The following is a 14,803-nucleotide window of genomic DNA, read 5'->3' as shown; positions in this document are numbered from 1 at the left end:
GATGCGGACGATTTCCTGGACTGCTTTATCATTCCAGCCCGCATTGTTGGCGGTACATTTTGGGGCTGACGGCACCCAGCGATAATTTTATACGCCGCTCGTTATACCATCTGATGTAAGCATCCACTTGCTGCATGAACTTTTCTGGCGTGATGCCCGACCATTTACGCCCATAATACATTTCCGTTTTCAGTCTGCCGAAAAAGCCTTCGCATGCAGCATTATCAGGTGAACATCCTTTACGGGACATTGAGCGAATAAGACCTGCTGCATTCACTCTTTCCAGCCAGCCTGGCCAGCGATAATGCCCACCTCTGTCACTGTGTATCACCGGTCGTTCGCCAGCATTTAACGTTTCGACAGCGCTATCCAGCATAGTGTTGACCAGTTCAGCATCAGGGCGTGTACTGAGAGACCAGCTCACAACTTTTCCATCGAAGCAGTCCACCACTGGTGACAGCCAGACTTTACCTGCAGGGAGCTGGAACTCCGTGATATCTGTCAGCTATTTCTGATTAGGTTGCTCCGCCTTAAAATCTCTGGCGATAAGGTTATCCGGAGCCGGTCCGATTTCTCCGCAATATGAGCTGTAGCGACGACGACGGTTACGACTGACGACAAGCTGTTCCTCCACCATAAGTCTGCGTACAACCTTTTCTGATAGCCGCCCCCCCTCATGCCTGAGCATCGCATGCAGGCGACGATAGCCATAACACTGGTAATTACTGTTAAAGATATCTGTCAGCATCTTACGTATCGTGGCGTATTTATCACCGGCTTTCAGTGCAGCCCGGTGATAAAAATAACTGCTACGGGCAAGGCCCAGAACTGAGGTGTACTGGCAATAGCGGACACTACCATTTGTTCTTTTTTTAAGCAGCCATCTGATGATATTTTTCCCTGAAGGCTGCCGGGGAGATATTCCCCAGACGAGAGTGACGACGCTGACGATTGTAGAAAATCTCAATGTATTCCCGTATTACTGAGATGGCCTCATCCCGGCTCTTAAAACGATAGTGGCTCAGGCTTTCATTTTTCAGCGTTCCCCAGAAGCTTTCCATCGGAGCGTTGTCGTAACAGTTACCTTTACGCGACATTGATGTTTTCAGACCAGACTGCTCCTGTATGACCCTGTAATCGTATGCGCAGTACTGTGAACCTCGATCGGTGTGGTGGATTAGCCCGGCAGGTAGGCGCTGGCTCCTGAGCGCCATAAACAGGGCTTTACCCGTCAACTCTTTCATCATGCGCTCTCCCATGGCGTAACCGACAATTTCGCACGTATAAACATCTTTGACGCCGGCGAGATACAGCCATCCTTCCCGGGTGGCAACATACGTTATATCTGCGACCCAGACCTGATTAGGTGCTGTGGGCGTAAAGTTCTGATTCAGCAGATTCGGCGTAACCGGCAGATTGTGGTCAGAGTTTGTGGTCGCCCTGAACTTGCGTTTCTGCTTACAGTGCAGCCTCAGCTCCTTACGAAGACGTGCCAGTCTGTCACGACCGACGATAATTCCGTTATCTGCCAGCTCCGTCTGGAGCCGCCGGGTTCCATATGTTTCGCGAGTGCGGATATACACCAGGTACCCGACACATCGCTTCAACAGGGAATTGTTGTCGCCATTGTTCGACTAACGCGTATTTTTCAGCGACTCCTGTGCAAAATACGCTGTTGCTTTTTTTAATATATCTCGCTCAAGTCGTGCTTCATTTAAAGCCTTACGCAGTTGCATAACTTCAGATTCCAGCTCAGCCACTGTGCGGGAGCCTGGTGTATTGAGCCCTTTTCTTGCGGCGGTAACCCATTGTCCTAAAGTGCCTTCAGGAACAGATAATCGGGAAGCGCCTTCACTGATCGAAAGCTGATTTTCAGGAACCGTTTTGACGGCTTCGGCTTTAAACTCCGTAGAGTAACGTTGGGTTTTTCTGCTCATTATTGGCTCCTTCTGATGCCATTCTATTTCAGGAAGGAGTGTCCGTTAAACTCAGGCTACCTCACTCCCGTAAAGACAGGAGTCAAGTTCCCGCTCCGACATAACTGCGTGCAATGGATTTTGAAGGAACCGTCAGCCCATTCCCCGGAGGCAAACATGGGCTGGCAAAAGTGTAGCGGTATTAGGCACAGCTATTTAGGAAAGAGGGACCATCTCCATCTCATTAAATGGACCACGCCAGACAATTCACTGTCATGCTGATGCTGCACTGTGGGGACAGAATCACTCATGATGACTTCGATAATCGACGACATTATTATTTGGCCGAGCTTTTAGGTCATATCTCAAATCGTTTGCCTAATATTGCTCCATTTTTTAATAAAAAATCAATCATTTTTGAATCTTTGCTTTTCATTGCATTGTCAAGCATAGTGTCCCCACTATTTACTTTTTGAAATTTTTTGTTTACATCAACCAATCCATTATTGATAAAATATTCTAGCACTTTATAGTTGGCACCATCTTTACTAAGTAAGTATTCAACATCATACAGATTACAATATCTATTGTTTTTCATTTTCTCCATCTCTGCGACATCTTGTTTTGTAAAATTAAATTTAGATAGTAAATAAAGTGCTATATCAGCTTTTTTATTGCCTAAAGAATAAGCAAGGGCCTGATGAGCCATTTTTTTATCAGTCACTTTATTGTTAATCTCTTCATAATTAGATGCTTTAATCGCATCCTCCAAAGATATGTCTCTGAGTTTTATTTTTTTGAAGTTATCTGTACTTAGCATTCTTGGTATATGATACTCAAGCTGAAACACAAAGTTTATAATTCTATCCAGACTAACAGGATCAATGTTTTTATTATAACAAAACTCTCGGAATCTTTGATCTTTACTCTTTCTTATAAAATCAATAAGATGCAACCCAATTCCAAGCCTCATATCTTTAGTATTAAATATTGGCACATCAGTTTTTCCCTGATTACCATGCACATACCTGCTAACTTCATCCACAACCTCTTTAAAGTTATCTAAGAAAAATGATTGGTGCTCATGGTAAAAAACAGGTGGAATAGCATTATCAAAGTGGTCGGTTAATGTCATATATCCATATGGAGAGTCATGATCAATGATATACGCATTAGCACCAAAATCCACAGTATGATGTGTTTTATTTAGTGGGAGTGTTTCTTGATGATTGGAAATTTCAACCCCAAAAAAAACAAAATCGTGGTTAGCTATTTCTTCAATATCCTCAGAGAATGTGTTTTTATATGTTTGTATATTCTCAGACTTAATTTTATCAAAGGACTTAATATTAAGAGTATTATTTGACAGGTTAGCGTTACTTTGATGTCTGAAGTTAAAATCAGAATTAATAATAATAGAGAGCAAGTGACGTTCATCCGAAGAAAGAGGATGAGTTTTTTGTATTATTTCAGAAAGATAGTGTCTGGACACCTTATCGAGGTGCTCAAGTGACCGAAATGATGACCGTGCTCCAGATGGCGCTTCAATAGAAAGATTTAATGATTTGAAACTGGTCCCTTGAGAGAACATTTTACTATAACTTTGCGCTGCTATAGACTTCCTTAAAAAGCTTTTCACAGTATCAGCACAGTGATCTAAATGTTTTTCACTTATGCCAGAAGAGGATGAGTTTGTTACGCATGATATGTTTTTTTGTAATGCTTTTGTATCTTTGTTCGGATTTATTTTTCCATCAACAAGATCAATATTGTTCTGAACATTAATATGATTTACTGCTTCAGGTATTTTCATAAAACATCCCCCATTATGTGCGTTTTTATCTGCAGTTATTTAGAATAATATTATCTAACTTAATATTTTCTTGTATGTATTATAACGAACATATTTTAATATGTTGTACGATTTTCACTCTGAAATCCCCTGAGTTTAATCACACTTCCTTTACTGAAGGCAATTTTAACCGTAGTATCAATTATTAACCCTTGGGCTTGATATCCCTCTCCTCTTCTGGGCACGGGGGATGTCAGATTACTTATTACAGAAACCAAAAGAATTGTAAGCGTCATCTCAGTGTCGTCTATTTCAATGTCTGATGATTGGCGATGATAGAGTCCTCTTATAACGTTAATGGACTCTATCAATGTCAGATTCTCTTCGCCCCCGCAGGATTCGTGCCTCTTACTCTATGACTCTATGGAGTTTAAGCTTGATCTTATTGAAAAATCTTACCAGCTAGGGGCCTGCGTGGCCCAACTGGCCAGAGAGTACGGGATTAATGTAAGCGCCCCATCAGCGACGTCTTGTGAAAATTGTCCTGTCTGGCAACAATCGCGCCCATCTATATTGATGGACACGAACGATGAATTCCCAGACAACAAAAGATATTCCCTGCTTCCGTTCTTATTTGCCTGATGCCCTGCGTTTAAGATTTGAAGATAAACTGACCATCCGGGCCATCGCTCAGCGTCTGGGTCTCAGTCATTCCACAATACATACGCTTTTTCAGCGATTTCTTGCATCCGGTATCGCATGGCCATTGCCCGATTCAGTTTCATTCGCTCAACTTGACGCCATCCTTTATGCCAACAGAAAGAAGGAATTAACAGAGCCTCAAATCAGAGAAGGCTCATGGCGAAAAGAACGGCGAACCAGCTATAGCCGTGAATTTAAGGTCCGTCTGGCTAAGCAGGCATTACAGCCTGGGGCTGTTGTTGCCCGGATCGCCAGAGAACACGATATCAATAATAACCTGCTGGTTAAATGGAAAAGCCAGTACGAGGACGGCTTACTGAGCGATGATGACATACAGGAATGCATGCCTGTCCCGGTGGCACTGACTGATACGCCGGAGCCGACCAGACCAGTTACAAATCCCTTCTGGCGTAACAAGCATGATGAGCGCCCTGAGGGGGCTCCCGGAAACGTCCCACGGTGCGAGCTGCATCTTAAATCAGGTGTGGTAAAACTGTTTGACCCTCTCACTCCGGAACTGTTACGGGCGCTAATCCGCGAAATGAAAGGGGGTATCCGATGATAACGCTGCCGACCGGTACCAAAATCTGGATCATCGCTGGCATCACAGATATGCGTTGTGGCTTCAATGGCCTGGCTTCGAAGGTGCAGAACACGCTGAAAGATGACCCGTTCTCCGGGCATATCTTCGTCTTCCGGGGCCGCAGTGGCAAAATGGTGAAAATACTGTGGGCCGATCGTGACGGGTTATGCCTGTTCGCCAAACGTCTGGCCGGTGACCCGGGAAGGGAAAGTGCACCTGACGCCAGCTCAGTTATCCATGCTACTGGAGGGGATCGCGTGGCAACATCCCAAACGGACAGAACGGCCTGGCATCCGGATATAACCCGTGATAAAACAAGGGAATGAACAATGAACTCCCCGATGATATTGAGCTGCTTAAAGCCATGTTGCGTAAGCAACAGAGTCGGCTTCGACAGTATGCCTGTCAGGTCGCGGGCTATGAGCAGGAAATTGAACGGCTGAAAGCGCAACTCGACAGGTTGCGTCGTATGTTGTTCGGCCAGAGTTCAGAGAAAAAGCGTCATAAGCTTGAAAATCAGATCCGACAGGCAGAAAAACGACTGTCGGAACTGGAAAACCGGCTGAACACAGCCAGAAATCTTCTGGAAGATGCATCGTCAGTCACAGATTCACCTGACACCAGTCCCCCGTCAGAAAACCCGATCGCCAGTAAGCCTGAATTCCCGGGACGAAAATCTTCACGAAAACCGCTGCCGGCAGAACTTCCCCGGGAGACACATCGCCTTCTGCCTGCTGAAACCAGTTGCCCGGCCTGTGGAGGTGTTCTGAAAGAAATGGGGGAAACAATCTCAGAGCAACTGGATATCATTAATACCGCCTTTAAAGTTATCGAAACCATACGTCCCAAACTGGCCTGTAGCCGGTGTGATGTCATCGTTCAGGCACCACTTCCTCCTAAACCGATCGAACGCGGTTATGCCAGTGCAGGGTTACTTGCACGGATCCTGGTCAGCAAATATATGGAACATATCCCTTTATATCGCCAGTCAGAAATATACGCGCGACAGGGCGTGGAGCTGAGCCGTAATACCATGGTGCGCTGGGTATCAGAAATGGCAGACAAACTCCGTCCTCTGTATATAGCGCTGAATGACTATGTTCTGGAGGCAGGAAAGGTGCACGCAGATGACACTCCGGTGAAAGTACTGGCCCCGGGGAACGGAAAGACGAAAACGGGTCGTCTGTGGGTATACGTCAGGGATGATCGTAATGCGGGTTCATCCCTGCCGGCAGCCGTCTGGTTCGCGTATTCGGCAGATCGCAAAGGAGAACATCCGCAGCTCCACCTGGCAAAGTATCAGGGCGTACTGCCCGCTGATGCCTATGCAGGTTATAACGTACTGTACGAAACGGGCCGGGTGAAGGAAGCCGGGTGCCTGGCCCACGCCCGCCGAAAAATCCATGACGAGGATGTGCGCCGTCCGACAGAAATGACTCAGGAAGCGCTCAGACGGATAGCAGAGTTATACGACATAGAAGCGGAGATACGTGGCAGTCCGGCAGAGGAACGGCTTGCAGTCAGAAAAGCCAGAAGCGTCCAGTTGATGCAGTCGTTGTACGACTGGATACAGTTGCAGAGGAAAACGCTGTCGAAACATGCGGAGATGGCGAAGGCGTTCGACTATATCCTGAATCACTGGAATGCGCTGAACGAGTTCTGTCGTGACGGCCGGGTGGAAATAGACAACAACATCGGTGAAAACGCGTTACGATCGGTGGCGGTTGGAAGAAAAAATTATCTCTTTTTCGGCTCAGACAAGGGAGGAGAAAGTGCGGCGATCATCTACAGTCTGCTGGTCACCTGCAAACAGAACGAAGTGGAGCCGGAGGACTGGTTGCGCGAAGTGATCGAGAAGCTCAATGACTGGCCGTCGAACCAAGTGCATGAACTGCTGCCCTGGAACTTCTCGTCTGTAAAATAATCCTTACGCTACGTACTTCTCGGGGCGCTTACCTTCAAAATGATGGACATTATTTTTGTGGAACCGGAGGTAACAGACCAGACGGTTTAAATGAGCCGGTTACTTTAAACGGGTGATGGACAGCACCTCAAAAGTTCAGATGGATTATATTTGTCTGCAATACCCCGGGTATTTTCGATTTGCGAAATGGATGGAACGACTTGCTCAGGGGATAGCTGATGGAGTTACTGAAGTACCGAAGGACCACTAAAAATCACAGGCCGGGAATTTCGGCGTTTCCGGCGTAGGTGTGCCACGAATGCATCCAGTGGCGTGATGTTGGATGCAATGCTGTATGAGAGATGAGGGGCGGCGTCCAGACGCAGCCTTCAAACCGCCTTGAGCTGCTGCCGTTAAGAGCGGTGGTGGTGAGCGTCAAGGTTAAAAGGCGCAGAACATGTGTCAGGTAGGTGTTGCGGAGATGAACGAAAGTGAACTGTCGATGAAGTGTCGAAAGGAACCTCTAGGCGATGTCGAAAATGTGCTATCTACGCAGCGCATGACGAGTCCAGCAGATATCTGGTACTGGCTGGGCGGCATCCGGCATATAGGCAGCATGAACGCAACACAGGCTCTCGTACGGAACGTGGGAACCTGTCGTCTCGATGCTAAGGGAGCGGCGCGGAGCAGAGGCACTGCAAGCGCCTGAGTACCGATGCGAGACACAGGGGCAGATGGCTTCGTAGTAGTGAGGAAGTGCCTGTAATGGGCATGGAGCGAAGGGGGTCAGTCGTTGGGGCTGGTTTATCGGTCAACCGGATAGCCGGGAGGAGCCCATGAGTCAGCCAAAGCCGTTCGAGGTCTCTAAGTATGCGGTTTGGAAAGCATACCAGCGGGTCAAAGCTAATCGAGGTGCGGCAGGTGTCGATGGGCAGTCAGTCGAGGCGTTTGAGGTTACCAATCGAAGCTATACCCGGTAATGGCGCAGGTTGACCTGCACTTGGCCAAGTGGATTGCCCGCAAACACAAGCGAGCGCGAGGTAGTCTGGTGCGTGCATTCGAGTGGTTACTGCGAATTCGTCACGACTGCCCGACGCTGTTTGCACACTGGTGCTTAGCTTACGATACTTGAATGGTTCAACGACAAGAGCCGTATGACGCGAGAGTGTCACGTACGGCTCCGTGGGAGCGTAGGGGGGCGGTGCCCCTGCGCCACCCGATATCCCCTTTGAGTGCGGTTACGTCCACAGAGGTAAATGCCGCTGACGCGGCATCTGTAATCTGTTACTTTGTGTATATCATTTGCTATATATTGTCAATATGCTATTGTTGTAAAGCAAATGATATACGGAGGCTTTATGAAATCAGGTGTTCAGCTCAATCTCAGAGCAAGAGAATCACAGCGGATACTCATTGATGCTGCTGCAGAAATTCTTCATAAGTCGCGTACAGATTTCATTCTGGAAATGGCCTGTAAAGCTGCTGAAGATGTTATTCTCGACCGGCGGGTGTTTAATTTTAATGACAGGCAATATGAAGAGTTCATTGAAATGCTTGATGCTCCGGTTGCAGATGATCCTGCCATCGAAAAATTGCTGGCAAGGAAACCTCAATGGGATGTGTAACTGCACCAGAACCTTTATCCTCATTTCATCAGGTCGCTGAATTTGTCAGCAGTGAAGCTGTACTTGATGACTGGTTAAAGCAGAAGGAGCTAAAAAATCAGGCAATCGGAGCCACCCGGACTTTTGTTGTATGCAGAAAAGGTACGCAACAAATAGTCGGTTTTTACTCACTGGCCACTGGTAGTGTCAATCATACAGAAGCTACAGGTAACCTTCGGCGCAATATGCCAGACCCCATTCCTGTAATTATACTTGCACGCCTGGCTGTAGATGTGTCATTTCGAGGAAAAGGGCTTGGCGCGGATTTACTTCATGATGCAGTTCGTCGTTGTTACAGGGTTGCCGAAAATATCGGTGTGCGTGCAATTATGGTTCATGCGCTTACGGAAAACGCAAAACAATTTTATATTCATCATGGTTTTAAGCCATCAAAAACTCAGGTGCAAACATTGTTTCTTAAACTCCCTCAATAGGGAGTAATGCCGATCAGTTAAGGATCAGTTGACCGATCCAGTGGCTGTGTAAGAATCCGGAAACGCTCACTCGTTTCCGGATTTTTCTGTGCACAGTAAAAGACCACCTCCTGAGGAGGTGGCTTTTCAGAATGCCCCCTATAAGGGCTGAGGGATCCCCACAAAATTACTGCTAATAAACCAGCACCATATTTCGGTAGGTTCTGGACAGATGGTTTAGAACTGTGCTCAGTACTGTTCGTCTTAAAATAAGTGGCGAGTGTCGAAGAACATTCTTCGCTAACGTCAGATATGAGATAACCCGCCGGGATTTAATGCTGTTAGCCTGATATTTCAGGTGTAACCCTTTATTTTCAGCGTGATAACCGAGTAACCACATTACGATAGTGCTCAACGTTGCCAGCAGACTCAGAACCAGAATTCTTCCTGTTGAACGACTTTTGCTGGCCCGAAGACTGAGGTAGCCTGAGTTTAACGGACACTCCTTCCTGAAATAGAATGGCATCAGAAGGAGCTAATAATGAGCAGAAAAACCCAACGTTACTCTAAAGAGTTCAAAGCCGAAGCTGTCAGAACGGTTCTTGAAAATCAACTTTCGATCAGTGAAGGCGCTTCCCGATTATCTCTTCCTGAAGGCACTTTAGGACAATGGGTTACCGCCGCCAGAAAAGGGCTCGGTACTCCTGGTTCCCGCACGGTGGCTGAACTGGAATCTGAAATTCTGCAACTGCGTAAGGCGTTAAATGAAGCTCGCCTTGAGCGCGATATATTAAAAAAAGCAACAGCGTATTTTGCACAGGAGTCGCTGAAAAATACGCGTTAATCGAACAATGGCGACAACAATTTCCCATTGAAGCGATGTGTCAGGTATTTGGTGTATCCAGGAGCGGTTATTACAACTGGGTACAGCATGAACCCTCAGACAGAAAACAAAGTGATGAGCGGCTAAAACTGGAGATTAAGGTGGCACATATCCGCACTCGCGAAACATATGGAACCCGGCGGCTCCAGACGGAGCTGGCAGAGAATGGCATCATCGTTGGTCGTGACCGACTGGCACGTCTTCGTAAGGAGCTAAGGCTACGCTGTAAGCAGAAACGCAAGTTCAGAGCGACTACGAACCCGAACCACAATCTGCCAGTTGCGCCAAATCTGCTGAACCAGACGTTCGCTCCTACAGCACCAAATCAGGTCTGGGTGGCGGACCTGACGTATGTTGCCACACAGGAGGGATGGTTGTACCTCGCTGGCATCAAAGATGTTTATACGTGCGAAATTGTCGGCTACGCCATGGGAGAGCGCATGACAAAAGAGCTGACAGGTAAAGCCCTGTTTATGGCGCTCAGGAGCCAGCGCCCACCTGCCGGGCTAATCCACCACTCTGATCGAGGTTCACAGTACTGCGCATACGATTACCGGGTCATACAGGAGCAGTCTGGTCTGAAAACATCAATGTCGCGTAAAGGTAACTGTTACGACAACGCTCCGATGGAAAGCTTCTGGGGAACGCTGAAAAATGAGAGCCTGAGCCACTATCGTTTTAATAACCGGGATGAAGCCATCTCAGTAATACGGGAATACATTGAGATTTTCTACAATCGTCAGCGTCGTCACTCTCGTCTGGGGAATATCTCCCCGGCAGCCTTCAGGGAAAAATATCATCAGATGGCTGCTTAAAAAAAGAACAAATGGTAGTGTCCTAGACTGGCCCCCTGAATCTCCAGACAACCAGTATCACTTATTTAAGTGATAGTCTTAATACTAGTTTTTAGACTAGTCATTGGAGAACAGATTATTGATGTCTTAGGGCCGGAGAAACGCAGACGGCGTACCACACAGGAAAAGATCGCAATTGTTCAGCAGAGCTTTGAACCGGGGATGACGGTCTCCCTCGTTGCCCGGCAACATGGTGTAGCAGCCAGCCAGTTATTTCTCTGGCGTAAGCAATACCAGGAAGGAAGTCTTACTGCTGTGGCCGCCGGAGAACAGGTTGTTCCTGCCTCTGAACTTGCTGCCGCCATGAAGCAGATTAAAGAACTCCAGCGCCTGCTCGGCAAGAAAACGATGGAAAATGAACTCCTCAAAGAAGCCGTTGAATATGGACGGGCAAAAAAGTGGATAGCGCACGCGCCCTTATTGCCCGGGGATGGGGAGTAAGCTTAGTCAGCCGTTGTCTCCGGGTGTCGCGTGCGCAGTTGCACGTCATTCTCAGACGAACCGATGACTGGATGGATGGCCGCCGCAGTCGTCACACTGATGATACGGATGTGCTTCTCCGTATACACCATGTTATCGGAGAGCTGCCCACGTATGGTTATCGTCGGGTATGGGCGCTGCTTCGCAGACAGGCAGAACTTGATGGTATGCCTGCGATCAATGCCAAACGTGTTTACCGGCTCATGCGCCAGAATGCGCTGTTGCTTGAGCGAAAACCTGCTGTACCGCCATCGAAACGGGCACATACAGGCAGAGTGGCCGTGAAAGAAAGCAATCAGCGATGGTGCTCTGACGGGTTCGAGTTCTGCTGTGATAACGGAGAGAGACTGCGTGTCACGTTCGCGCTGGACTGCTGTGATCGTGAGGCACTGCACTGGGCGGGGACTACCGGCGGCTTCAACAGTGAAACAGTACAGGACGTCATGCTGGGAGCGGTGGAACGCCGCTTCGGCAACGATCTTCCGTCGTCTCCAGTGGAGTGGCTGACGGATAATGGTTCATGCTACCGGGCTAATGAAACACGCCAGTTCGCCCGGATGTTGGGACTTGAACCGAAGAACACGGCGGTGCGGAGTCCGGAGAGTAACGGAATAGCAGAGAGCTTCGTGAAAACGATAAAGCGTGACTACATCAGTATCATGCCCAAACCAGACGGGTTAACGGCAGCAAAGAACCTTGCAGAGGCGTTCGAGCATTATAACGAATGGCATCCGCATAGTGCGCTGGGTTATCGCTCGCCACGGGAATATCTGCGGCAGCGGGCTTGTAATGGGTTAAGTGATAACAGATGTCTGGAAATATAGGGGCAAATCCATGTCCGCTATTGCCAGTACACCTCACCCGTCCTGGCGACGTATCTGTAAGACACTCATAAAGAATGATTTCTGGTGCCGGACTCTCTCCTTCAGTCCGAACAAACCCCGGCACTATGAACGTTACCTGCAGCGTATGAAGGAAAGGAGGAAGGAATGGGGGACTCTGTGACACCGGAGATACTTGGCAACATGATTCGTCAGTATTTCAGTCAGGTACGAACTGAAAAAGAGAGCATACAGGCTCTGAATCATCTGCGCAGAGTGCTTCATGAGGTCAGTCCTTTTGCACAGGAGCCTGTGGACTGTGTGTTGTGGGTGAAAGCGGATGAGGTGGTGGCCAACGATTACAACCCTAATGTCATGGCACTAGGTGAGAAAAAACTACTGAAACAGTCTCTGGAGAAAGATGGTTTCACACAACCGGTGGTGGTGTCAGAGGAGAAGAATCATTATCTGGTGGTGGATGGTTTTCATCGTCAGTTACTGGGGCGGGAAGCAGATGCAGGAAAACGCCTGAGGGGCTGGTTGCCTGTAGCCTGCATTAATCCGGAGAGAAAGGGACAGGCCGCACGTATGCCGCGACCATTCGACATAACCGGGCCAGGGGGAAACACCAGATCACTTTAATGTCTGATATTGTCAGGGATCTTTCACGTCTGGGCTGGACGAATGAACGTATTGGTACAGAGCTGGGAATGGACCAGGATGAAGTGCTGAGGCTGAAACAGATTAGCGGGCTGACAGAGTTGTTTCAGGAAGAGGATTTCAGCTCGGCTTGGACGGTTCGTTGATGTTGTTAAATATGGGCGGTATTTCTGAAAGTTGATACTTTGGGTAGAAAAAATGATACCGAAAACTATGGAGGATGTGCTTGTCAGGTGACTGGACACCATAGGTCTTAGGCTTTGATAACGGGATAAGATGAGCGGCTTTTCTCATACCATCAGGTGTGATGATGGCGCAGATTTACAAAATCTGATTGATTCTAAAGATGTATAAGTAAAAATCAAGCTTTGATATGAAAAAACAGATATTTATTAATAATAAACCTCCTGTAGTCCCTTACTCAGGGACGCACGCGAAAATATTTAAATACATTGAAATCCCTCTGCCGTTTTTCTACTTTATCTATACATCAGGCGAACCATTCCACATATCTGTCCAAAATACTGTTATTTATGTATCAAAATACAATGGTATATTTATTAATAAATTAGTTCCTTTTTCTCTTTTATTTGACAGGGATATATCTGTTCTTCAAAGAAGAGATATTTGTGTTGTGCGATTTACGTCAGAGGAAATAAGTGAACATAACGTTTTATTTGATCATGACATTGAACGATTAAAAAAAATTTCCAAAGCTCAGCTTATATCTCCCGATTATGTTTTGATTGATTTTTCTAGTGGGGGGCCTATTAAGTTGTCAAGCATGTTATGACCCCTGCGGGGTATAAAAAGTCCCGTCGCGCATCATGGCGAACAGAACGTCGCAGCGTCGTCTCGCCAGGGCGATAAGCACCTGATTGTGTCGTTTTCCCTGACTCATTTTGCGGGTGTAGTAAGCCCTGGAGAGCGGATCCCTGAGCGCGGCGAAGGCCGACAGGAACAACGCCCGTTTGAGAGCTTTATTACCCCGTCGCGAGGGATGCTCACCGCGTATTGACGAGCCGGATCGCCGAGTTACCGGCGCAAGGCCAGCATAAGCAGCGAGATGTGCGGCAGAGGCGAAGGCGCGGCAGGCGACCTCGGTGAGGAGTCTGGCTGCGGTCCTGACACCGACTCCGGGCATACTGGTCAGGACCGGGTAAAGAGGGTGAGCAAGAACTCGCTGTTCTACCTCAAGCGCCACCTCGTCTCTTTGCTTACGCAGCGTGATGAGCTGGAGTGCCAGACGTGGCAGTACTACGGCAGCGGCATTCGTGCCGGGAACGACGACGGTTTGTTCGGCCAGTGCCTGAGCTATGTCTGCTGCAAGGCGTTTACCCAGACGAGGCGCAAGTTTGCAGAGCTGGGCTGCCAGCTTCTTCTCACCCAGCGAAGCGAGTTTTTCTGGTGAGGGATATCGCTGGAGAAGATCGAGTACCGCCGGGTGCTCAAGTCTCGGACCGAGAACGCGCTCCGGTGCCGGATGTATCTGGGTCAGAAGGCCGAGGATACGGTTGCTGGCCTGCGTTGTCTGTGCGGCAAGATCATCATCGAAGCCGCAGAGCATGGAGAGTTCGGCGATTTGCTCGTCAGCCAGTTTCAGCGTGCGTAGCGCGTGAGGCAGGGTACGGGCAGCTTCGGCAATGATGGCAGCGTCACGAGCATCAGTTTTAGCTTCACCGGCGTGTAAGTCGGCTATGCGGCGCATGGCCAGTCCAGGGAGGTATCCGACAAGGACTCCTTCTGAGCGGGCAACGGCGACAGGTAACGCACCGATGGTAGCTGGCTGATCAACAACCAGCAGTATCTGACCATGTTGTTTCAGGTCAGATATTAGCGACCTGAGTTTGTTTTCGTCGTTGGGTAATGCTTTATCGAACAGGCGTTTACCTGAACGATTAATGGCAACAGCGTGATGCGTATCTTTACCGACATCAACGCCGATAAAGACCTGGACGGATTCGTAATCGCTGGATTCGGTCATTCTGTCTCCCTTGTATATGGGTTAACCAGATAACCACGGGGAGCAGGTACCGGCATCCACGTTACAGACGGTCCCGGCAAAAGTGCCTGACCTGACCCCTATTAGCGGTTACCAGCGCCCCACCAGACCCGGTGACATCACCCCCCGG

Annotated in this window: 16 protein-coding genes, 1 pseudogene and 8 other annotated features; of the genes and pseudogenes, 11 read left to right on the top strand and 6 right to left on the bottom strand. The window is 48.3% G+C overall.

Annotation, left to right across the window (positions count from 1 at the left end):
• Positions 1-28: 28 nt before the first annotated feature.
• The 4 genes from CP0118 to ospC3 all read right to left on the bottom strand — a co-directional run bounded on the left by CP0118 (position 29) and on the right by ospC3 (position 3,729).
• Positions 29-451, bottom strand: coding sequence for an IS150 ORF B (locus CP0118; protein NP_858251.1), 423 nt, complete (start codon positions 449-451; stop codon positions 29-31).
• A 378-nt stretch (positions 452-829) separates the two neighbouring features.
• Positions 830-1,579: a mobile genetic element (partial), on the top strand.
• Entirely contained in the window at positions 873-1,607 is a 735-nt protein-coding gene (locus CP0117) for an IS600 ORF2 (RefSeq protein ID NP_858250.1), read from the bottom strand. Its footprint overlaps the feature before it by 707 nt.
• Positions 1,578-2,001: a mobile genetic element (partial), on the top strand. Its footprint overlaps the gene before it by 30 nt.
• On the bottom strand, positions 1,635-1,937 hold the full coding sequence (locus CP0116) for an IS600 ORF1 (protein NP_858249.1): 303 nt from the start codon (positions 1,935-1,937) through the stop codon (positions 1,635-1,637). (Overlaps the previous feature by 303 nt.)
• A gap of 273 nt (positions 2,002-2,274) precedes the next feature.
• Complete coding sequence (ospC3, locus tag CP0115) at positions 2,275-3,729, bottom strand: OspC3 (protein NP_858248.1); 1,455 nt, start codon at positions 3,727-3,729, stop codon at positions 2,275-2,277.
• Between the two features lie 486 nt (positions 3,730-4,215).
• Positions 4,216-6,949, bottom strand: a mobile genetic element.
• Between ospC3 and CP0114 the strand changes: the two genes are divergently transcribed.
• From CP0114 to CP0112, 3 genes are all read left to right on the top strand, one after another.
• Positions 4,298-4,972, top strand: coding sequence for an ISSfl4 ORF1 (locus CP0114; protein NP_858247.1), 675 nt, complete (start codon positions 4,298-4,300; stop codon positions 4,970-4,972). It overlaps the preceding feature by 675 nt.
• Positions 4,969-5,319, top strand: coding sequence for an ISSfl4 ORF2 (locus CP0113; protein NP_858246.1), 351 nt, complete (start codon positions 4,969-4,971; stop codon positions 5,317-5,319). Before CP0114 ends, CP0113 begins: the two co-directional genes overlap by 4 nt.
• Entirely contained in the window at positions 5,316-6,917 is a 1,602-nt protein-coding gene (locus CP0112; protein NP_858245.1) for an ISSfl4 ORF3, read from the top strand. The genes CP0113 and CP0112 overlap by 4 nt, the downstream gene beginning before the upstream one ends.
• Positions 6,950-7,170: 221 nt before the next feature.
• Here the strand turns inward: CP0112 and CP0111 are convergent.
• Positions 7,171-7,335, bottom strand: a complete 165-nt coding sequence (locus CP0111; RefSeq protein NP_858244.1) for a hypothetical protein — start codon at positions 7,333-7,335, stop codon at positions 7,171-7,173.
• Positions 7,336-8,236: 901 nt separating this feature from the next.
• Here CP0111 and CP0110 point away from each other — a divergent pair.
• The 8 genes and pseudogenes from CP0110 (at position 8,237) to CP0102 (ending at position 13,464) form a co-directional block, all read left to right on the top strand.
• Entirely contained in the window at positions 8,237-8,521 is a 285-nt protein-coding gene (locus tag CP0110; RefSeq protein NP_858243.2) for a hypothetical protein, read from the top strand.
• On the top strand, positions 8,509-8,994 hold the full coding sequence (locus CP0109; RefSeq protein ID NP_858242.1) for a hypothetical protein: 486 nt from the start codon (positions 8,509-8,511) through the stop codon (positions 8,992-8,994). The genes CP0110 and CP0109 overlap by 13 nt, the downstream gene beginning before the upstream one ends.
• A 146-nt stretch (positions 8,995-9,140) precedes the next feature.
• Positions 9,141-9,450 (top strand) — a mobile genetic element (partial).
• Positions 9,451-10,694, bottom strand: a mobile genetic element (partial).
• Positions 9,515-9,817, top strand: coding sequence for an IS600 ORF1 (locus tag CP0108; protein NP_858241.1), 303 nt, complete (start codon positions 9,515-9,517; stop codon positions 9,815-9,817). (Overlaps the previous feature by 303 nt.)
• Positions 9,853-10,671 carry an IS600 ORF2 gene (locus CP0107; RefSeq protein ID NP_858240.1) on the top strand — a complete coding sequence of 273 codons (819 nt, stop codon included), beginning with the start codon at positions 9,853-9,855 and terminating at the stop codon, positions 10,669-10,671. Its footprint lies within the feature at positions 9,451-10,694.
• Positions 10,695-12,025 (bottom strand) — a mobile genetic element.
• Positions 10,741-11,151 carry an insertion sequence 2 OrfA protein gene (locus CP0106; protein NP_858239.1) on the top strand — a complete coding sequence of 137 codons (411 nt, stop codon included), beginning with the start codon at positions 10,741-10,743 and terminating at the stop codon, positions 11,149-11,151. It overlaps the preceding feature by 411 nt.
• Positions 11,109-12,014 (top strand): insertion element IS2 transposase InsD, encoded by a 906-nt coding sequence (locus tag CP0105; protein ID NP_858238.1) that lies wholly within the window; start codon positions 11,109-11,111, stop codon positions 12,012-12,014. Its footprint lies within the feature at positions 10,695-12,025. Before CP0106 ends, CP0105 begins: the two co-directional genes overlap by 43 nt.
• A gap of 154 nt (positions 12,026-12,179) precedes the next feature.
• Positions 12,180-12,820, top strand: a sequence feature (Similar to Shigella flexneri orf, conserved hypothetical protein ref: NP_085259.1 (212 aa). BLAST with identity of 99% in 211 aa. This CDS contains an in-frame stop codon. The sequence has been checked and is believed to be correct.).
• A pseudogene (locus tag CP0104) lies at positions 12,180-12,820 on the top strand. Its footprint overlaps the feature before it by 641 nt.
• Before the next feature lie 224 nt (positions 12,821-13,044).
• The gene (locus CP0102; protein ID NP_858235.1) at positions 13,045-13,464 is read left to right on the top strand and encodes a hypothetical protein; all 420 of its coding nucleotides are present in this window, start codon (positions 13,045-13,047) and stop codon (positions 13,462-13,464) included.
• Positions 13,438-14,801 (top strand) — a mobile genetic element (partial). (Overlaps the previous gene by 27 nt.)
• On the opposite strand, the gene CP0101 is transcribed toward CP0102, so the two are convergent.
• On the bottom strand, positions 13,459-14,655 hold the full coding sequence (locus tag CP0101) for an ISSfl2 ORF (RefSeq protein ID NP_858234.1): 1,197 nt from the start codon (positions 14,653-14,655) through the stop codon (positions 13,459-13,461). Its footprint overlaps the feature before it by 1,197 nt. The genes CP0102 and CP0101 overlap by 6 nt on opposite strands.
• Positions 14,802-14,803: the final 2 nt, after the last annotated feature.

Origin of the sequence: Shigella flexneri 2a str. 301 (genome assembly GCF_000006925.2) — a bacterium.
Classification (GTDB): domain Bacteria; phylum Pseudomonadota; class Gammaproteobacteria; order Enterobacterales; family Enterobacteriaceae; genus ECMA0423.
The sequence above is the reverse complement of the archived record's forward strand: the minus strand, read 5'-3'. Positions and strand labels throughout refer to the sequence as shown.